Raw genomic sequence first — 20077 nt, forward strand, 5'->3', positions numbered from 1 at the left:
CAGGAAGCCGGGGCATGATCCGCGCCATGAGAATTCTGCTGATCGAAGACGACCGCAAGGCCGCCCGGCTGCTGGCGCGCGGCCTGCAGGAAGAAGGCTTCGTCGTCGACGTCGTGCATACGGCGGAGGAGGGCGACGAAGAGGCATTCGTCATCGCCTACGACCTGATCGTGCTCGACTGGATGCTGCCCGGAAAGGACGGCCTCACGCTGTGCCGCGACCTGCGCCTGCGCGGCTGCAAGACGCCCGTGCTCATGCTCACCGCCCGTGACGCGCTGAGCGACCGCGTGGCCGGCCTGAACACCGGCGCCGACGACTACCTGACCAAGCCCTTCGCCTTCGACGAACTGCTGGCCCGCGTTCGCGCGCTGCTGCGCCGCTCGGAACTCGTGCGGCCGATCGTGCTCTCGCTGGCCGACCTGAGCCTGGACCCAATGAGCCAGCGCGTGCTGCGCGGCGGCACGGTACTCGACCTGACCCACAAGGAATTCGCGATCCTGCAGATCCTGCTGCGCCACGCCGGCGAGGTGGTCAGCCGCTCGCGCCTTGCCGAGCAGGTGTGGAAGGACGACCTGATCGCCATCGACAACCTGATCGACGTGCACATCAGCAACCTGCGCCGCAAGGTGGATGCGCCGCCGGCCGAACCGCTGATCCAGACCGTGCGCGGACGCGGCTTCAGGCTGGCGCCGGCGGAAGACAGCTCCGGGGGCGGCACCGCGCATGCTTAGCTTTCGCAAGCGGCTGGCGCTGGCGCACGTCAGCGCGATCGTGGTGGTGATGGCGGTCGCCGCCTTCGGCTCCTACCTCGTGTTCTCGCGCAACGTGCACCGCGAGCTCGACGCGGCGCTGCTGGCGCTGGCCGAGACCGAGATGGGCATGCTGCTGTCGGCCGGCGAGGGCGACACCGTCATCGTGCACGAAGCCCCGCCGGGCCCCGGCGCGCCGTCGTTCGTGCGGCTCGACCGGTTGGTGCAGATCGTCGATACGGACGGCCGCGTGCTGGCGCGCAGCAGCAACCTCGGCGAGGCGCAGCTGCCCATTCCGCTCGCACTGCGCCAGCGGCTTGCGGCGGGCGAAACCGTGTTCGAGACGCTCGACGGATACGGCGAGGAGCCGACGCGCATGGTCTCGGTGCCCGTGCCGGGCCGCAGCTCGCAGCTCGCGGTGCAGGTGGCGGGCTCGCTGGACGATGTGAACCGCACGGTGGCCATGGCCAGCGTGCTGTTCCTGATCCTCGGCTGCGCGCTGCTGCTGGCGCTGGGCGCCGCGGGCGCGCTCATCACCCGGCGCGCATTCGGCGCCATCGACGATGTGGTGCGGCAGGCGCATCGCATCGGAGACGCGACCCTCGGCGAGAGACTGCCGCACCCCGGAACCAAGGACGAGATCGGGCGGCTGGTGGACACCCTCAACGACATGCTGGCGCGCATCGAGCAGGGCATGGAGGCGCAACGGCGTTTCACCGCCGATGCCTCGCACGAGCTGCGCTCGCCGCTCTCGCGCCTGCGCACCGAGCTGGAGCTGGCCCTGCGCAGGCCGCGCGAACCTGCTACCTACGTGGAGACGCTGCGCTCCTCGCTGGAGGAGGTCGAGTCGCTCACGCTGCTGGTGGAAGAACTGCTCGTGCTGGCCCGACTCGATTCGGGCCAGGAGCGCGACGCGGCCGAGACGGTGTCGCTGAACCAACTGGCGGAAGAGGCGCTGAGGCGGCTGGAGCCGCTGGCGCGCGAGCGGCGCCTCGCGCTTTCGCTGGAACCCGCTCCGCCAGTGGACGCGCGGGTCGCCCGCGGTGCGGCCAGCCTCGCGCTCGCCAACCTGCTCGACAACGCACTCAAGTTCTCGCCGCCCGGGACCACCGTGCGCGTGGGCCTGCGGGCGGATGCCGATGCGAACGAAGCCGTCATCAGCGTGGCGGACAGCGGCCCCGGCATACGCGGCGACGAGATGCCGCACCTGTTCGAGCGCTTCTATCGCGGTGCCACGGCGCGATCGGACGAGAAGACCCCGGGCCTGGGGCTGGGGCTGGCCTTGTCGCAGGCCGTTGTGCATGCGCACGGCGGGCGGATCGAGGCGGCGAACGAGAGTGGCGGTGGGGCGCGGTTCGAGATGCGGTTGCCGCTGGCACGGTGAACGCAAGGCTTTCCGGCGCAACCTACTGGTGGCCAGACGAACCCGCTCTCGACAACGGCGAGCCCGGTGTCAGCCAGACTCCTGTGTCGTCTACCGCTCGTTGAACCGGAGGTGCAGGCGACGGCTTGGGTTGCGGCGGCGGTGATGAAGGAGGTGGCGGCGCGTCCGCTCGCCACGTAATCGCGGGCGAAACCCAAGTGTTGCCTCGCACCGTCGCGATCTCCTTGTCCAAGAGCGCTTTGGTCCGCTGCTGATGGCGCTTGAGCGACACATCCACCGCCGCCAGCGGTATCGGCGGCCGCCACAGTTGCTTGAGGAGGCAATCCAGCACGAGCCGGTCGAAGGCGGGGCCGAAGCTACCTTTCTCATGCTCCCGGCCGTGATAGCCCAGGATTTCCGACGTATCCGCGCATTTCTTTGCGTCGACCTTGCCCTTGGTCAAGCCGGCCACGCTCTTCTTTGCAGCGCTGAACTCTGCCACCGCTGGTGCCGGTACCGCCGCCATGACCGGTGACGGACTCGATGCGGTGTATGGCGCTGCCGGAGCGATCGAAGGTATTTGCACCGGTGCAGGCTGGCTATTACCCGGATTGGCCAAGTGCGGATAGCTGGGCGGTGTGTAGGGGTTGCTCGGCGGTGACAGCATCTTGCCCAGCCCCCCGAGCAACGCCAGTGCCAGAAACAGCATGCCCGCGACATTCTGAGAGTTCTGGCTCTCCGGTGGCTTGGTTTTCGCCTTGGGCTTTGCCGCAGTGCCATGCGGCTTGCCCGTGACGGCACGGCGCCATCGCGGCACCTCGGTGTCCCATTCCCGCCACTTCAGGACGTTTTGCGTGTTGGTCACCATGTGAAGCCAGTTCGGCCAGGTGGCGACCAGTTGCTCCACCAGCGGCAACGCCTGGATCAGCATCCGGTCGCTCGGCCTGCGGGCATCGCGCAGGCGGCGGATCAGGTCGCGCTGCGGCGTACGCCGGGTGTCCAGCTGGCGGTCGTACATCTCCAACTCGTTGATGGCCACGTCGATGAACCGTCCAGCGTGCCCCAACCGCGTCAGGCGACCGCGATCCTCGCGCCAGTTGAAGCACGCCATGGCGGGACCGAAAAGAAACTCGTGGCCGGGCCTCCAGCCCTGCGCGAGGATCGAGGCCATTCCCCACTCGAAGAGGAACTGCGCGTCCAGGTCGAGCAGCCGCGGATCGTCGAGGATGCCTTCAAGGAGCTTGCGGCCTTCGGACAAGTCTTCCGGTGGGCGGTGCTGAAGCTGTTCCAGCAGCGCGTCCAATACCGCCCGGGCGATGGCATCGGAGTCGGCTTGCCGCGTATGGGTGGTGTCTTCGCCGCTCGCCTCGTCCGACGGCGAATGCGGCGCGGGTCCCATCGCTTCCAGTGTCGGCTCCTCTGGCGTTGCCGCCATGTCCTCCTGCACCGCGGCAGCTGCGCGCTGCTGCATGTAGTGCGCCCAACCCATCGCGGTCTCGTAGGCTTCGCGCAAGGCCTGGAAGCCTTCGGGGTCGGCTTCCTGGTCGATCTGCTTCAGTCGCTGCGCGTAGGCGCGGCGTATCGCGCGCTCGTCCGCCTCGTCATCGAGCCCGAGGTGCTGCAGGAAGGGAAACGATGGAGTGCTCATGAGCCGAGCCGGAAATTGATTGGTACCTTGAACCACGCATCCACGTTCTGGCCCTCAACCCGGGCCGGCTGGAAGCTGGCCGTGCGCACGCCCTGCACCGCGGCCTCGTCGAGCAGCGCATGCCCGGATCCCTGCACGACGCGCACTTCGCCGATATCGCCGTTCTTGCGAACGAGCACGCCGACGATCACTTCTCCCTGCAGCCCTGCGCGCCTGGCCAACGTGGGATAGCTGATCTGCGGGGGCCTGAGGTAGGTGGCTGGCGAGCCAATCGTGTCCTCACCGGCGAACTTCGGCGGTGGTCCTGCCGGTATTTCGGACGCGCCCCGCGCAGGCCTCTGTGCAACGGTGGCGGCAGGCTTGTCGTCCGGTGCGCTCCACCACAACAGGACGCAGAGCCCGACGATGAGCAGCATGGCCAGGGCGATCTTGCGGCCCAGGGGCTCGGGCCTGGACGGTGCAGCCGGTGGCCGGACCGGCTTGGCAGGCTCCTGCGGCCGCTCGCTCCACCGCTCGACGTTGCGCGGTGTGGTCACGATGTGCAGCCAATGCGGGTACAGCGACAGCATGTGCTCGACGGCGGATATGCACATAGCCAGCACGTGCTCGCTGGGCCGCTCGTTCCTGCGCAGCATTTCGATCAGTTGCTCGCGGGACGCACCGTTGTAGATCGGGGCCCCGCGGCTGCGAAAGGCTTCGAGTTCGACGATGGCGCTGTCCACGATCTGGCCCTCGCGGCCCAGCGACAGCAGCCGGGCCCTGTCGTTGCGCCAGTCGAAGAGTTCGACGGCCGTTTCGAACAGCAGCTCGTGCCCCGGCTGCCAGCCCGACGCGAGGATGGCGGCGACGCTCCACTCGAAGAAGAAGCGCGCATCCATGTCGATGAGACGCGGATCGTCGAGCATCTGCTGCAGGTGCTCGCGCACCGGTGCGAGGCTGGTGAGCTGTCGGTCGCGCAAGGCCTGCGCCAGTTCCTCGCGCAAGACCTCGGCCGTTGCGCGCGGATCGTGCGGCGCCGCGATGGGCTCGGTTGCTGCAACCGCCTCCGACTCCTGAAGAGGTAAAGGAACATGCTCGGGCTGCTCGTCGCTTTCCGCCTGCTGCTGCGAGCGCCATTGAAGCCATCGCATCGAGGTCTCGTAGGCCTCGCGCAACGCCTGAAAGCTCTCAGGGTCGGCCTCCTGGTCGACGGTTTTCAGCCGCTGCGCGTAGGCGCGGCGCACGGAGCGTTCGTCCGCGCTCTCATCGAGATCCAGGTACCGGAGAAACGGCACGGAACTGGTCATTGGAGCCCTCGGCCAGCGCAGTGCGCGTCAGTCTTCGCCGAGGATGAAGCCCTCGCGCTCGATGTGGTTCAGCTGCTCCTCGAGCCGTCGCTGCGCTGGTGAGATGACTCGCTTGTCCTGCGTTGACAGGACGTGCTCGAACTCGCGGATCTGCGCGCCCAGCCAGGCGCGCACGTCGCCGCGCAGCTGCTGGTAGAGCCGTTCGGCACGCGCCAGCAACGTGCGGTTCTCCAGCGTGTCGCGGGGATGGATCTTCAGTTCGTCGAGTTCCTTCAGCCGCTCGGCGATCTCGCTTTCCGACAGCAGACCAGGGTTGCCCTCGATGAGCACGCTCGATTTCTGTTGCGTCTTCTGCACCGTCGCTTCGACCTGCAGCAGGCCGTTCACGTCGTAGGTGAAGCGCACGTCCACGCCCGATTCCTCCGCTGCGATGCCTGGCAGTTCGACACGCAGTTTCCCGAGATGAATGTTGTCGCGCACCATGCGCGCTTCGCCCTGGAAGATGTTGAGGTCGACCAGAAACTGATTCTTGCTGGTGGGGAAGTAAGTCTTGACGCGACTGATTGGCACCGGACTGTTGCGCTCGATGATCGGGTCGAAGTGCCCTGGTGACGACGCCGTCTCGGAGATCCGCATGCTGACCTCGACGCCGAGCGAGTATGGAGACACGTCGGTCATCACCACTTCCTTCAGAGCTGCATCCCTGGCCTTCAGCCCGGCTTGCACGGCGGCGCCCAGTGCCACCACCTCGTCGGGGTTGAAGTCGATCGACGGGAAGCGGCCGAACATCGTGGTGACCAGTCGGCGCACGATCGGCATGCGTGTTGCGCCACCTGCGAGCACGATGTTGTCTAGCTGCCCGCTGCGCAGATTGGCGTCACGCAGCGCACGCTCGACCGGCGTGCGTAGCCTCTTGAGCAGCGTGGTACAGGCCTGTTCGAGCGTGCTTTCGTCGAGGTCCAGCGTGTGCTGCGTACCGTCATGCCAGACCGACAGCGTGGCCTTGGGCTGGCTGCTCAGTGCGCGCTTGACGGCCTCGGCCGCCCCCGTCAGCTGCTGCATGAAATGCGCGTCATTGCGCAGGGAGGCCTTGAGCCCGCTGCGTTCGAAGAACAGGTCGATCAGCACGGCAACGAAGTCCTCGCCGCCGAGGAAGTTGTCTCCGGCCGAGGCTCGGACTTCCATCACGCCCTCGAACATCTCGAGGATCGACACGTCGAAAGTCCCGCCGCCGAGATCGAACACAAGGAAACGGGTTTCCGCGCCCATGTTGTGCATGCCGTACGCCAAGGCCGCGGCGGTGGGCTCATTCAGCAGCCGGTCGACACGCAGACCCGCCATCTGGCCTGCCGTGCGGGTGGCCTTGCGCTGTGCGTCCGAAAAATAGGCCGGCACGGTGATGACCGCTTCGGTGACGGGCTCGCCCAACGCCGCTTCGGCATCGGCCTTCAGTGCCTTCAGCACCAGCGCCGAAAGCTCCTCGGGCCGGAACTCGCGCTTGCCGAGCCGCAATGTCTTGTCGCTGCCCATGTAGCGCTTGAAGACCGCGGCGGTCCGGTCGGGATGGGTCTGCAGCCGGTCGCGCGCGGCGCGGCCGACCAGCACGGTGCCGTCTTCGTCGATGCTCACGCATGAAGGCGTCAGCGTGTCTCCCAATCCGTTGGGGATCAGCACCGATTGCCCGTCCCTCCATGCCGCTACCAGGCTGTTGGTGGTGCCCAGATCAATGCCAACGATCATGTCCTCGCTCCCAGGAACTGTCTTGCTGTTTTTGATGAGTCGCGCCGGGGCGGCATCTGCATTTCGGATGCAGGCACAGGCTCCCGGACAACGCCCGAAATAGTTTAACAATCGGATACGAAGCTGCACCACACGCAGCCACCTGCAATGACAGCCATCTGGAAAAAATGCTCATGCTCCTGAAGTTCATCGCCGCCATCGCATTGCTCGTTTCCATTCATCTCTTCGCGATGACGGCACTGGGGCACTGGTGTGGAATTGCCGTGCGCAAGGTGTCGTTGGGCTTCGGGCCGAGGCTGCTGTCGCTCGGCATCTTCCATTTGCACGCACTGCCGCTTGGCGGCAGCGTGCAGTTCAAGGACACGCGGGAGGAGGGCGTCCCCTTTGACGAGCCGGTTGACTACTTCGACGATGCTTTCAATCACAAGGCACGTGCGGTGCAGGTGCTGATACCGCTGGCAGGCGTGGCTGCGCTCATTGCCGTCGCGCTGGTGCTGCGTCAGGGGGCGGCCATACCGAGCCTGGTCCATGGATTCGCGCAGCTCATTGCGGGTGCGTTCGATCCGCTGTCCACCGGACGGCAACTGGTGGGAAATGCAACGGCATTCGCCAAGGAGCATGCTTTCCTGCCTTTGCTCGGGATGCTCGCCGCGAAGCTCGCGGCATTGAATCTGCTGCCGCTGCCCTTTCTGAATGGCGGTCAGGCGCTGCTCACGCTGGTGACGCGCGACCTGCGCGAGATACCTGCTTGGCAGCACAAACTCAATGCGGTTTCTGCGTGGGTCTGCCTTGTGCTGGTCGCGCTGTGGCTGGCTGCGGTCTTCGCGTACATCGAGGGTCGGTGATCCGTCTGCCCGCCGGGCAAACCCTGACCGTACCGGCACGCGGCGCTTCGAGAATGGCCCGCTCCATTTCCGAAGAAGCAACGAAGAAGGGTGTCTGCCGCCATGTCCCAAGCCACGCTGTCCCGCCGCCAATTCACGCTAGCCACCGCCGCGGCAAGCCTCGCCTTGCCATCGTTCGCGCAGAGCGCATGGCCCTCCAAGCCGATCCGCATCGTCGTTCCCTACACGCCGGGCGGGTTCACCGACCAGATGGCGCGGCTGGTGCAGGTTGGGCTGCAGACAAGGCTCGGCCAGCCGGTGCTGGTCGACAACAAACCGGGCGCGAACAGCCTGATCGGCGTCGATGCCATCGCCAAGGCGGCGCCCGACGGCACGACCTTCGGCGTGGTCATCGCCGCCTATGCAGCCAACACCACGCTGTACCCGAAGCTACCCTACGACCCACGCAAGGACCTGACGGGCGTCTCCCTGATGGGCGTGTCGCCGCTGCTGGCCGCGGTGAATGTCGATGCACCATTCAAGACGGCGCGCGAACTCATCGACTACGCGCGAGCCAATCCTGGCAAGGTGAGCTTCGGATCGTCGGGCAACGGCTCGGCCGCGCATCTCACCACCGAGCTGTGGAAGTCGCTCACGCAGACGTACATGATCCACATCCCATACCGGGGGGCGATGCCTGCGTTGACCGACCTGATGGGCGGGCAGATCCAGCTTTTCTTCGACGCGCCCACCGGGCTCATCAATCAGGCCAAGGCGGGCAAGGTGCGGCTGATCGGCGTGGCCGGCGACAAGCGACTCGCAGCGGCTCCCGAGGTGCCCACCTTCATCGAGCAGGGTTTCGCGGGCTTCACGGGCAGCACCTGGGCCGGCATGCTGGCGCCGGCGGCCACGCCGCGCGATATCGTCAAGCGCATGTCGGAAGAGGTGGCGCGCATCATCAGGAGCGACGAGACGCGCGCGAAGCTCGATGCGATGGGCACGATCCCGGCGGGCAGCACGCCGGAGGAGTTCGATGCCTTCATCACCACCGAGACGGCGAAGTGGGGCAAGGTGATCCGCACCGCCGGGGTGAAGGCGGAATAGCCGCCGCGGCGTCGGGTTGACGTCGAGTTGGCGCCGGTCAGGGCGCCAGCATCAGCACCTTGAACTGGCTGGGCACGATGCGCATGCCCAGCGCATTGCTGCGGTTCTGCACCGAGAGGCTGGTCATGCGCGTGGCCGGGCTGCCCTTGAGCAGCACGGTGAACGAGCCGGTGATGTGGCGCGAGGGCCCCATGACCGAAGGCGAGATCACGCCCAGCGTCACGCCGGGGTTGTCGCCGTTGGTGAGCGGCGTGACGGTCGCGAGGTTGTGCGCCGGCGCGAACATGAAGAGGATGTTCCACGCATTGGGAATCGCGGTCGGGCCCAGCGCGAAGTTGGGGTAGGGAATGGGAATGGCCGGCGGCGTCTTGCACACGTCGGGAAAGGCCAAGTCCATGCCCATCATCTGGCAGTTGGCGAACACGGTGTCTACTCCTCTCGCAGCTTCGTTCAGCCCATGTGGATCTGCTTGGCGTCGACCTTCACGACCGCCTGCGCCGTGACCACCGTCTGCGCCGCGTGGATGCGGGCGAGGTCGGCGGCTTCGTAGTCGAGTTGGCCGCAGCGCAGTTGCTCGGTCTGCTCGGTCATGCGGAAGGCGGTGCGGCTGATGTGCACCAGGCGATCCATCACGGTCTCGCACAGCTGGCCGACGACATGGATGCTTGCCGCCATGGCCCTGACCGTGTTGCCGACGTAATTGAGCCGCTCCACCTTGCAGTCGGCTTCGGTCGCGTCGAGGGCAAAGCGCTCGCCGCTGACTTCCACCGTCCTGGCGGATTGCAGCCGGATGGTTTCGCCGCTCTCGATGTGCACGCCGCCCACCGGCGCGGCCAGTGTGAGGCGGCCAGCGGTCTCGATGCGCGCGGAGCTGCTGTCGGCCTGATCGATCACGGCGATCAGGTACACGTGGTAGCGGTCGGGGCCCGAAATCAGCACCGTGTCGCCCGGCTCCGGCCTCAGCAGGCAGCTGGCGGCGCGGCGGCACTGCCATGCTCCGTCGTCGCATTCCACGCGGTACAGCGATCCTTCGGGCAGGAACTCGACCACCTTGCCCAGGCGCTGTACGGGAGCGTCGGCCGTGCCCGCTTGCGGGTTGCGCAATGCCGCGATGTTCTTCATGGGGTTTCGCCTTTCGTGAATGGGGTGGGAGATGCCTTGCGCCGGGCGGACCAGCGCTGCGCCTCGTGCAGGTCGGGGTCGTTGGGCAGTACGCCGGCGTTGCCGCGCAGACTGTCGGGAACGTCGCGCGCTCCGTGCAGCTGGGTGCGGAAGAGGCGGGCATCGAAGTTCGCGCCCTCCAGCACAGCTTCGGAAAAGTCCGCGTAGGTGAGGTCCGCGCCGGCAAAGCGGGTGCCGGTGCAATCGGCCCGGTGGAAGATGCATTGCTGCAGGCTGGCTTCGCCGAAATCGGCGGCGGCAAGGACTGCGTCGATCCACAGGCTCTGGTCGAAATGCGCGCCGCGCATGTCGGCCCGGCTCAGGTCGGCCTCGGGGAACAGCGCCTGCGGCGCATGGACGCCGCGCAGCACCGCATCGCGAAGCACTGCGCCCTTGAAGTTGCACTGCGCCATGTGCGCCCCCTCGAAGTTGCAGCCTTCGAGGTCCGCATCGGTGAACTGGCACGACAGGAAGTGATGCTTCGGGAAATCATGGCCGCCAAGGCGCGATTCGACGAAGACGACCCGCTCGAAGCGCGCACCGGAGAGCGCGGTTTCGCGCAGGTCGACCTGATAGAACACCGCCTTGTCCAGGCGGGCGCCCGACAGGTCCGCGCCATCCAGCGGCGACTGGAAGAACAGCGTGCGGTCCAGCAGCCCGGCGGCGAAGCGGCTGCGCGAGAGCGTGCTTTCCATGAACTTGGTGTCGACCACGCTGGCCTGCGAGAAGTCGCTGCCGGGCAGCTGGCAGCGATGGAATATCGCGTCGTCCAGCACGGCCGCCGTCAGGTCCGCCGACGGGAGCGCGCATTGCGAGAAGGCGGCTTTTTTCAACTGCGCGTCCTTCAGTTGCACGCCATCGAGCGTGCAGTTCTCGAACTGGCTTTCCTCGAAGCGCGTGCCGATGCAGCTCACGCCGGCGAAATCGACTTCGATGAACACGCCGCCGGAGAGATCCAGGCCGTCGAGGCGCCAGCCCCTGCAGCTTCGCTCCCGGATCGGTTCGCCACGCTGCACCATGGTCTGCAGTCGGTGCGGCGTCATGCGGCCGCGGCTTCCTGGCGTGTCGGATAGACCTTGGCCAGGTGCGTGTAGGCGCCGTCGAGCAGCGTGGTGCCGTCCATGAGGCTCTGGGAAACATCGGCACGGAACAGGTTGGCGCCGCGCAGGTCGGTGAAGCGCAGGTCGGCCTTCTGGAAGCTCGCGTCGATCAGGTCGGCGTTCCGCAGGCTGGCATGCCGCAGGTCGGCACGCACGAAGCGCGAGTCGCGAGCGTCGATGCGCGAGAGGTCTGCATGCGAGAGATCGCATTCGGACAAGTCGCTGTTCTCCAGCCGGGCGCCGGCGAAGCTGGCCTTCGAGAGCGCGACCGTACGCAGGCTGCATTCGCGCAGGTGGGCGCCCTCGAACTTCGCTTCGCGAAAGCTGCTGCTTCCCACGATGCAGGTGGTGCGCAGGGTCGCATGCGAGAAATCGATTTGGCCATCGGCCTCCACGTCGACGAATACGCAGCTCTCGAGGTTGCCCTGCGCAAAGCCGATCGCGCCGGGCTTGCAGCGCACGAAGTGCAGCTTGAAGAGCGTGGCGCCTTCGAAGTCCAGTTGCTCCAGCCGCACCTTCTCGAGGAACATGACCACCTTGAGGTTGGCGCGATGGAAGCTGCAGCGCACGAACGCGGCTTCGATCACCGTGTTGTCTTCCCATTGCGAATCGCTGAAGTCGCAGTCCTCGCAGATGATGTTTTCGAGCACGGCGTTGCGTAGATGGGCGCTGTTGAAGACGGTGTGCCTGCACTGGGCGAAGCCCAGGTTGGCACCTGTGAGGCGCGTACCGCGCAACGAGGCGCCGTCGAGGCAGGCGCGTGCGAGCACTGCGCGGGAAAAGTCGGCGTCGTCGAGTCGTGCACCGCGCAGGTTGGCGCTCTCCAGCATCGCGCCGACGAAGCGGGCGCCGCGCAGGTCCATGCCCGACAGGTCGGCACCGGTCAGGTCCATGTCGGAGAAGTCGCGGCTTGCGGCCAGGATTGCCGTCGCCTGCTCGCGCACCTCGGCCGCGCGTTCGACGGTCATCGCATCGGCGGCGTCCTGGTGGTGGGCGCTGTTCAGGTACATCTTGCGTTGGGCTGCGGCGATGAATTCGCCGCGACCCAGAAGCTCCGTGACGGGGGCCATCTCCGCCGCGCGCTGGCCCGGCATTTCCGCGATGGATTCGGCCATGCTGCGCAGATGGGGCGTCATTGCGGCGGCGGGTGGCCCCTTGAACGCAGAGCGTTCGCGGCCCTCGGCCAGTGCCAGCAGCGGACTCATGCCGGGGCCGGCCTCGCTCGCATTCGCGCGAAGCGTCTCGGACAGTTCCTGCTGCTGGGCATGGAGCTTCTGCCTGGCCTCTTCCTGCAGGCGCTTGCTGCGCGCGACGAACTCGGGCAGGGCGTCCAGCGTGGGCAGTTCGTCGCCGGCGTCTTGCGGCGGAAAGTAGCGCGCGGGGTCCTGGCCGTCGGCGATCATCTGCTGCCGCATCTGCTCGCGCATCCATTCGCCGTGCCGGTGTGCGTTGCGCGCCAGCGGGCCGAGCGGCCGGTCTTTCAGCGACATGGTGTCGAGCCAGGGAGCGATGGCTGCGGCGGGAACGAGGTCGCGGTCGCGAAAGCTGTGCAGCGCGCCGTCTTCCGGATCGAGCCGCTGCTGCAGGATGCGCCGGTAGTGGCCGGCGGGCAGAGGTTCGGTTCCGGCTTCTTCCAGCGCTGGCATCAGGTGGAGCACGTCGGCGGCATCGTCTTCCCGGATGTCCGCCACGCCGTGGTAGATCAGCACGATGCGCTCGCGGTGCGGGAAGAACCAGGCGGTGGTCATCCGCATCGGCACGTCGGTGAAGGTGGGCTCTCCGGCCTCGGAAGCCAGCGTGAGGAAGCAGCGCGCGCGCCAATCCGGGAGCCGGCCTTCCTGGCAGGGCTTGTGCGGATGCATGTTCCAGATTTCGTAGGGCGCGCCAGCGGGAATGCTGTCGGCATCGCGCCACCACTGGTCTTCGGACGCCGCATTGAACAGGTGCCAGTCCATGTCGGCGGAAAAGGCCGGGAAATCTTCCTGCGCCCATCGGGCGTCGTAGTCCTTGCCGATGCGGGCAAAGCGCCGGGGCCACATCACGTCGATGGCGCCGAGGCCGGCGGGGGAGGGCTGCTGGTCAGGGCGCTGGATGGGCGCATCGGGCGACTCGATGTTCGGAAGCCGGCGCGTGCGCACGCCGTTGATCGTTTCTTCATCGGCACCGATGCCCAGCGGGTTGTCCGCGCAAGAAGCACCGCCGTAGGCGTGTTTCCAGTCGAGCGGCATGCTCTCGAAATCCTGCGGCGGCGTGGCGCGCTTGTCGAGCCAGAAGCGGTCGCCGGACACGCGCAGGTTTTTTTCCAGCGAGCCGACGCGCATCTTCACCATGCACTGGTTTCGGATCTGCTGGTGCGCGGTGTAGGCATGGCCCGTGGCAAGGAATTCAGCGCTGCGCTTGGGCATGCCCAGGTCGAGCACGCCCTGCTCGCCGATTTCCTCGGCCACCAGTGGCCAGAGTTCGGCGTCGGGATAGAGCACGGGCGCGTCGGCATCCATGCCCGTCATGGCGATCACGGTCAGACCCAACCGCTGGCGTCGCTGCCATGGAAACGGGCGACTCAGTACGCTGAGCCGGAGCGGCTTGATGACTTTCATGAAACGGGAGGGAAATGCGCGAGGTCAGCGTGAAATGGTCGTGGTCGACTGGCGGCGGTCGATGGCCAGCGCCTCCGAATCGGCCGGATCGACCAGCACGTGGATCGTCTGACCCGGCATGAAATTGACCACCAGCTCGCGCGCGATGCGGGTCTTGAAGGTCTGCTCCAGGGGAGGGCGGCCAGCCAGGTCGACGGTGCGCACGCGCAGTTCGACGTCGTTGTCGTAAGTGCCTTGCGCCAGTTCCCGCAGGGCCAGCACCTGGGCGCTCGCGGGCTGCCCCTGGGTCACGAGGCGTTCGTAGCGCCGCGCCTCCTCGCGGTAGGGCCTGTTGCTGCGAAGGGTGTGCACGACCACGAACGCCAGGAAGACAACGATCAGGACACCGGAGATCAAGGGCAACCAGAACTGCATGGGCTAGCTGAAGATGCTCATGACCTTGGCCTGGATCGCGAGCCCGCCACTGCGGATCTTGGCGCCCGCCGCCTTCACGTTGGCGCCCGAGGTTTCCAGGGCGAGCCCGTTGTTCTTGTTCTTGAAGGCCGAGATGTCGATCTTCACGGTGGCGAGCTGCAGGTTGAGGGCGGCGTAGATCTGTGCTCTGGCACCCCACACGTCGAAGGAGGTCGCCACGGCGCCGAAGCGGAAGACGCAGCCGCTGGCGCGCCCGATCCGCCAGTTGTTCTCTTGCGAGGAACTGATGGTGTGCTGGGGCACGTTGAAGGTGACCTTCGGCGCGTTCACGATGATCTCGACACTGACGTTCTCGGTGACGGTGCCGGTGATGTTGCGGGTCTCGCCCGCGGTGATGTTCTCGGTGCGCGATCCCTTGGTGGTGAGCATCTCCGCACCATCCACCGTGGCCGTGAGGCCGCCGGTGATGGTCCACGTCGCGCCATCGGTGATGGTGCGGGTCTCTCCGCCCTTGATGGTTTCGCTCTGGCCGCCCGTGATGGAGCGGGTTTCGCCGCCGGAGATGGTTTCGGTGCGCCCGTCCGTCACGATGCGCGTCTCGCCGTTGTGGATGGTCTCGGTCTCGCCGCCATTGACCGTGCGGGTCTGCCCGCCGTTGATGGTCTCGACGCCACCGCTGTTCACGAGCCGTTCTTCGCCGCCGTTGTAGGTGGCGGTTTCCTTGTCGGTGATGGTGGTGGTGCGTGTGCCGATGACGTCGAGCTTTTCGTTGACGTGGATGACGGTGGTGCGGTTGCCGCCCACGTCGCGCGTCTCGTCGGCTTCCACCTCGACGTCGAGATTGCGCTCGGCATGCAGCAGGATCTGCTCGGCGCCCGTGCGATCCTCGAAGCGAAGCATGTTGGCCTGGTTGGCCGCGCCGCCGGTGCTGGAGCGCGTGAGGATGCCGCTGGCCGTGGCGTTGGCGGGCAGCTCCCACGGCGGCATCTGGTCGCTGTTGTAGACGCGGCCTGTGATGATGGGGCGGTCGGGCTCGCCACCGATGAAATCGACGATCACCTCCTGGCCCACGCGCGGCATGTGCATGGTGCCGTAGTTGGCGCCGGCCCAGCTGCTCGACACGCGTACCCAGCAGGAGCTGTTCTCGTCGGACTGGCCGTAGCGGTCCCAGCGGAACTGCAGCTTCACGCGGCCGAAGCGGTCGGTCCAGATTTCCTCGGGGCCGACCACGGTGGCGGTCTGCGGGCCGTTGGTGCGCGGGCGCGGCGTCTTGCGCGCGGGGCGGTAGGCCACGGAGGAGGGCAGTACGGTGAAGTCGAACTCGCACACCGATTCGCTGCTGCCGCCCGACGAGTATTCGGGCTCCTGCAGGTCGTAGCGGGTTTCGGTGACGAGGTATTCGCGGTTGTCCGACTCGCGCGGGCAATGCGTCATCTGGAACAGGTAGCCCGGCGCCATGCCGACCACGTTGGTGTGGCCCGAGGCCAGCTCGTGCGCGCACTGCAGCTCCTGCAGGCGGACTTTGGCGTAGGTGTCGCCCTGCTGGTGCTCGGTGTAGCCGCCGAGCCATTCGTAGACCTCGTAGGTCGAATGCTCGTGCGGCTTCGGATCCTGTTGCACGCTTTGCAGCGAGGCGCGCGACTTCCTGAAATCGAAGTCGTCGAGCATCACGCGGCCCGAGGTGATCTGCTCGGCCACGCGCCACTGGTCGATGCAGGGCTCCAGCGCGTTGACCACGCGGTCGCGCGGACGGTAGGCGATGCTCGCGTGGCCGGGCAGCGGCTTGTAGCTGCCGGCGTCATCCGCCAGCACGAGCAGGTGCGAGCCGTTGCTGTGCTCGAAGTGGTAGCCGATGCCCTCGTGCTCCATGAGACGGCTCACGAAGGCGAAGTCGCTCTCCTGGTACTGCACGCAGTATTCCCATGCGGGGTAGCTGCCGGTGAGGCGCTTCTCGAACTGGAAGCCGTACTTGCCCAGCACCTCGTCGAGCACCTCGGGCACGCTCTTGTTCTGGAAGATGCGGCAGTCGGTGGTGCGCGTGAGGTACCACAGCCATGGCTGCACCAGTGCGCGGTAGATGTAGTGGCGGCCGGTTTCGTTGGCGCGGCCCACGAGTTCGAAGCGCACCACGGTGCCGTTGAGGAAGCGCGGGCCGCCTTCATCGGCGAGCTCCAGCGTGAGCGAAGTGCCGAGCAGCTGCTTCAGGTCGAGGCTGAAACTGGTGCTGACCATGTCCACCTCGAACTCGAAGAGTCGGGAGAGTCCTTCCTGTCCCCGCATCGAGCGGAACTTGAGCTGCTCGGCGCTCAGGACGGTGTGAACTTGGACGGTGCGCTGCATTCGGAACTTCCCTGACCCTTGGGCTTCCGCGGCTGGGAAACCTTCGGTGACAGTCTAGAAATCCCTTATGTCACATAAATGACGTGAGGTCCGCAAAACGCTGTCTTTTCCCTCTGAAACGCCCCTTTGGAACGAGGCGTAGAAGAAGCCCTTACAGCCCCCTTACGCGGTTCTTACATCGAGGCTTCGAGCATGGCCTTGTAGTCGTCGCGCGTGGCCAGGCGAGGGTTGGTCTTGTGGCAATGGTCGGCCATTGCGCCGTCGATGATCTGCTCGAACATCGCGGGCGTCACACCCACTTCGGCAAGGCCCTTGGGCAGGCCGAGGCGCGCATTCATGTCGCGGATGGCATCGCCGAGATCGCCGGCTGAATCGAGATGCATGGCCTGCGCCATGCGCTGCAGGCGCTGTTCCTTCTGCACCGACTCCGCGCCTGAATTGAAATGGATCACCGCGGGAAGGAAGAGGGCGTTGAGCGTGCCGTGATGCAGGCGCGGATCGACGCCGCCCAGGCTGTGGCTCAGCGAATGCACGCAGCCCAAGCCCTTCTGGAACGCCATCGCGCCCTGCATCGATGCGCTCATCAGGTTGAGGCGCGCCTCGCGATCGCTGCCGTCCTTCGTCGCGCGTTCGATGTGGCCCCAGGCACGCTCGAGCCCGTCGAGGCCGATGCCGTCGGCTGGCGGATTGAACGCGGCCGACATGAAGGTCTCCATGCAATGCGCGATGGCGTCCATGCCGGTGGCGGCCGTGAGCCGGGGCGGAAGGCCCAGCGTGAGTTCGGGGTCGCAGATGGCTGCCTTGGGCATCAGGAACCAGCTGTGGAAGCCGAGCTTGCGATGGTCGTCGACGATGACGATGGCGCCACGCGCCACCTCGCTGCCCGTGCCGCTGGTGGTGGGCACCGCGATCAGCGGTACCGCGCGCTCGGTGATTCGCGGCGAGCCGCCTTCGATGGTGGCGTAGGTCTTGAGCGGGCCTTCGTGCGTGGCCGCGATGGCGACGCCCTTGGCGCAGTCGATGGCGGAGCCGCCGCCCACGGCGACGAGGCCGTCGCAGCGGCCGCTGCGATACAGCTCGACGGCCGCACGCACTGCAGCCTCAGTGGGGTTGGAGGGCGTCTGGTCGAACACCGAGACTTCCAGGTCGGCGATGGCGTCGAGCGCCTTCTGCAGCACGCCGGCCGCGCGGACGCCGGCATCGGTGACGATGAGCGGGCGATTGATGCCGATGCGCGCGCATTCGGCCGACAGCAGCTTGATCGCGCCGAACTCGAACTGGATCTGGGTGAGGTATTGGATGAGTGCCATGGGGATGAAGGCCTCGGGGAGCCCGGGGCAGTACGATTGCCGACCAGCCAAATCTAACAAGAGCGACCCGTCTTGCACACGAAAGAAACCCTTGCCGCTGTCGCGCCCGGAACACCGTCCGGCCCGCGGCTCACGCCGAAGATGGCCAGCGTCGTCGAGCGCATGGCGCGCGCCGGCCATCCACCGCTCGACCAGCAGACGCCCGACGAGGCCAAGGCCTCCTACGAAAAAGGCGCGGGCGTGCTCGAAGTGCCCAAGCCTGAATTGGCGCGTGTCGAAGACTTCACCATCACTGCCCGCGACGGATACGCGATTCCCGCGAGGCTGTATGCGCCGTCTTCGGCGGTGCTGCCCGTGCTGATCTATTTCCACGGCGGCGGCTTCACGGTCGGCAACATCCGCACGCACGACACGCTGTGCCGCGTGCTGAGCGCGAAGAGCGGTTGCGCGGTGGTGTCCATCGACTACCGGCTGGCGCCCGCGCACAAGTTCCCGACCGCGTCGAACGACGCCTGGGACGCCTTCCAGTTCATCGCGAAGCAAGGCGCGAGCCTCGGCGTGGACTCGTCGAGGCTGGCGGTGGGTGGCGACAGCGCCGGCGGCACGCTCGCGGCCGTGTGCGCCATCCTCGCGCGCGACGGGGGTTTGCCGCTTTCGCTGCAGATGCTGATCTATCCCGGCACCACGGCGCACCAGGACACCGCTTCGCACCTGCGCCATGTCAACGGCCCGCTGCTGACCAAGGCGATGATCGACTTCTTCTTCGCGCAGTACGTCCGCACGCCGGCAGACCGCGACGACTGGCGCTTCGCACCGCTGCTGGCCGACGACGTGGACGGCGTGGCGCCGGCCTGGATCGGGCTGGCGGAGAGCGATCCGGTGGTCGACGAAGGCATCGCATACGCCGACAAGCTGCGCGCGGCGGGCGTGCAGGTCGACCTGGAAATCTATCGCGGCGTGATCCACGAATTCATCAAGATGGGCAGGGCGATTCCGGAGGCGCTGCAAGCGCAGGATGATGCGGCCCGGGCACTGCGGGAGGCCTTGCAGCCTTGAGCGCGGTCGCGCATGCCTACCGGTACGCGCACGCATCGGCTGCGCTGGCGGAGCCGTCGGGCCCGCGGCTGAGCCTTGCGACCTCCAGCCCGCAGACCGACGGCGGCACGGCGCATCCGCATTTCTTCGAGGGCCAGCTGCTCCAGCCCCGGCTGTGCGCCGAGCTGCTGAGTGCCGTGCACCTGGTGGTCGGCTCGCGCTTCTTCACGCCCGCCAACAGCGTTGCACGCGCCATCGCGCTGGCCGATCCGGTGGTCACGGCCGGCGGCGAGTTGTTGCGCTTCGAGGGCTTTTCTTCTTGCTGCAGCTGCTATGTGCGGGTGGACCTGCTGCCCGATTCCTACGATGGGCAGGTGATGGGCAAGGGCACGACGAATGTCGACTTCAACGCTCCCATGCGCGCCGCGCTGGCCCGGATGCGCGATGCCGATGGGCTTGCGCTCTCGGTCGGGCGCGATGCGCTGACGCTGCAATCGGGCGACAGCGAGGTGGTCGAGCGCAAGGTGGCGTTGCCGTTGCGCTGGCTGCGCGGCATGGTCGAGGTGCAGTCGTACCTGGCCAGCATGCGGCAGCGCTTCGAGCTCAAGGGGCTGGAGGCGTTGCGCTTCCTTCGCACGCTGCCCAGGGCTTCGACCAGCCGCACCCCGCTGTGGGTGGTGCCGTCGCCGAAAGGCCCCTTCACCACGACGAAGCCGCACCCGCAAGGCGTGCGGGTGACCGATGCCAGCCGCCTTCGCGTGCTCGAAGCCTTGCTGCCCAAGGCCCGAAGCCTCGCTGTGCACGCCGACGAGGCGCAGCAGGCCAGCGCATGGGTGCTGGATTTTCCGGGCGCACGGCTCACACTGGCGCTCAGCGCCGAGCCCTGGCGCGGCTTCTCGGGCGAGGGGCAGGCGCTGCGCGCGCTGATGCGCATGGATGATGAGCGCGCCGTGTCGCAGGTGAGGGCGCAACTGAACTGGCAGGCGCTGATCGACGCGCCGGCGCTGGGGCGTACGCTGGACATCGCCGAGGCGAGCGTGGAAGACAGCCTGCGCATCCTCGGCGCCTCCGGCCTTGTGGGCTTCGACCTGGTCGAGCGGCGCTACTTTCATCGCGTGCTGCCGTTTGACCTGTCTTCGGTCGAGGACATGCACCCGCGCCTAGCCGATGCGCGCGAGCTCATGGCGCGCGGTGCCGTCACCATCGCCAACGCCAGCCCGGTCGAGGCGCAAGTGAGCAGCTCAGGCACTTCGTACAGCGTTCGGGAGATCGATGGGGAGCTGCGCTGCACCTGTCCCTGGTATGCAAAGCACCAGGGCGAGCGCGGCCCTTGCAAGCATGTATTGGCGGTGGAGGCGACGGCCTTCGCGGCGGAAGGCGGGCAATGAGAAATGAAGAGGAACTGC

Annotated in this window: 16 protein-coding genes; 6 read left to right on the forward strand and 10 right to left on the reverse strand. The window is 66.9% G+C overall.

Annotated elements, in window-relative coordinates; all coding sequences use genetic code 11:
* Positions 1–26 precede the first annotated feature (26 nt).
* Positions 27–731, forward strand: coding sequence for a response regulator transcription factor (locus EJO71_RS33205; RefSeq protein ID WP_125952913.1), 705 nt, complete (start codon positions 27–29; stop codon positions 729–731).
* Positions 724–2133: an ATP-binding protein gene (locus EJO71_RS33210; RefSeq protein WP_125952912.1), complete on the forward strand. Its 1410-nt coding sequence runs from the start codon at positions 724–726 to the stop codon at positions 2131–2133. The genes EJO71_RS33205 and EJO71_RS33210 overlap by 8 nt, the downstream gene beginning before the upstream one ends.
* A gap of 22 nt (positions 2134–2155) precedes the next feature.
* Here the strand turns inward: EJO71_RS33210 and EJO71_RS33215 are convergent, their stop codons facing one another.
* From EJO71_RS33215 to EJO71_RS33225, 3 genes are read right to left on the reverse strand one after another with little or no spacing between them, the layout of a single operon-like run.
* Entirely contained in the window at positions 2156–3760 is a 1605-nt protein-coding gene (locus EJO71_RS33215) for a J domain-containing protein (RefSeq protein ID WP_125952911.1), read from the reverse strand.
* A complete protein-coding gene (locus EJO71_RS33220; protein WP_125952910.1) occupies positions 3757–5046 on the reverse strand; it encodes an energy transducer TonB in 1290 nt (429 codons plus the stop codon). The genes EJO71_RS33215 and EJO71_RS33220 overlap by 4 nt, the downstream gene beginning before the upstream one ends.
* 27 nt (positions 5047–5073) lie before the next feature.
* Positions 5074–6786, reverse strand: coding sequence for a molecular chaperone HscC (locus tag EJO71_RS33225; RefSeq protein WP_125952909.1), 1713 nt, complete (start codon positions 6784–6786; stop codon positions 5074–5076).
* Positions 6787–6959: 173 nt separating this feature from the next.
* On the opposite strand from EJO71_RS33225, the gene EJO71_RS33230 reads away from it, so the two are divergent.
* Complete coding sequence (locus EJO71_RS33230; protein ID WP_164546972.1) at positions 6960–7631, forward strand: site-2 protease family protein; 672 nt, start codon at positions 6960–6962, stop codon at positions 7629–7631.
* A 102-nt stretch (positions 7632–7733) separates the two neighbouring features.
* Positions 7734–8714: a tripartite tricarboxylate transporter substrate binding protein gene (locus EJO71_RS33235; protein WP_125952907.1), complete on the forward strand. Its 981-nt coding sequence runs from the start codon at positions 7734–7736 to the stop codon at positions 8712–8714.
* Positions 8715–8751: 37 nt separating this feature from the next.
* Here EJO71_RS33235 and EJO71_RS33240 read toward each other — a convergent pair whose 3' ends face one another.
* From EJO71_RS33240 to EJO71_RS33270, 7 genes are all read right to left on the reverse strand, one after another.
* A complete protein-coding gene (locus EJO71_RS33240) occupies positions 8752–9138 on the reverse strand; it encodes a DUF4150 domain-containing protein (protein WP_125952906.1) in 387 nt (128 codons plus the stop codon).
* Between the two features lie 26 nt (positions 9139–9164).
* Positions 9165–9836 (reverse strand): DUF3540 domain-containing protein, encoded by a 672-nt coding sequence (locus EJO71_RS33245; RefSeq protein WP_125952905.1) that lies wholly within the window; start codon positions 9834–9836, stop codon positions 9165–9167.
* Positions 9833–10918, reverse strand: coding sequence for a pentapeptide repeat-containing protein (locus EJO71_RS33250; RefSeq protein WP_125952904.1), 1086 nt, complete (start codon positions 10916–10918; stop codon positions 9833–9835). The genes EJO71_RS33245 and EJO71_RS33250 overlap by 4 nt, the downstream gene beginning before the upstream one ends.
* Complete coding sequence (locus tag EJO71_RS33255; RefSeq protein WP_125952903.1) at positions 10915–13572, reverse strand: DUF2169 domain-containing protein; 2658 nt, start codon at positions 13570–13572, stop codon at positions 10915–10917. Before EJO71_RS33255 ends, EJO71_RS33250 begins: the two co-directional genes overlap by 4 nt.
* Before the next feature lie 24 nt (positions 13573–13596).
* Positions 13597–13986 carry a DUF3592 domain-containing protein gene (locus EJO71_RS33260; protein WP_125952902.1) on the reverse strand — a complete coding sequence of 130 codons (390 nt, stop codon included), beginning with the start codon at positions 13984–13986 and terminating at the stop codon, positions 13597–13599.
* Between the two features lie 3 nt (positions 13987–13989).
* The gene (tssI, locus tag EJO71_RS33265) at positions 13990–16326 is read right to left on the reverse strand and encodes a type VI secretion system tip protein VgrG (protein WP_125952901.1); all 2337 of its coding nucleotides are present in this window, start codon (positions 16324–16326) and stop codon (positions 13990–13992) included.
* Between the two features lie 173 nt (positions 16327–16499).
* Positions 16500–17636, reverse strand: a complete 1137-nt coding sequence (locus tag EJO71_RS33270) for an iron-containing alcohol dehydrogenase (protein ID WP_125952900.1) — start codon at positions 17634–17636, stop codon at positions 16500–16502.
* Between the two features lie 141 nt (positions 17637–17777).
* Here EJO71_RS33270 and EJO71_RS33275 point away from each other — a divergent pair, with 141 nt between their 5' ends.
* Together EJO71_RS33275 and EJO71_RS33280 are read left to right on the forward strand one after the other, a co-directional pair.
* Positions 17778–18692: an alpha/beta hydrolase gene (locus tag EJO71_RS33275; RefSeq protein WP_240651604.1), complete on the forward strand. Its 915-nt coding sequence runs from the start codon at positions 17778–17780 to the stop codon at positions 18690–18692.
* Positions 18689–20059 carry an SWIM zinc finger family protein gene (locus EJO71_RS33280; RefSeq protein WP_125952898.1) on the forward strand — a complete coding sequence of 457 codons (1371 nt, stop codon included), beginning with the start codon at positions 18689–18691 and terminating at the stop codon, positions 20057–20059. The genes EJO71_RS33275 and EJO71_RS33280 overlap by 4 nt, the downstream gene beginning before the upstream one ends.
* Positions 20060–20077: the final 18 nt, after the last annotated feature.

The organism is Variovorax sp. 679, assembly GCF_003952185.1.
Classification (GTDB): Bacteria; Pseudomonadota; Gammaproteobacteria; order Burkholderiales; family Burkholderiaceae_C; genus Variovorax.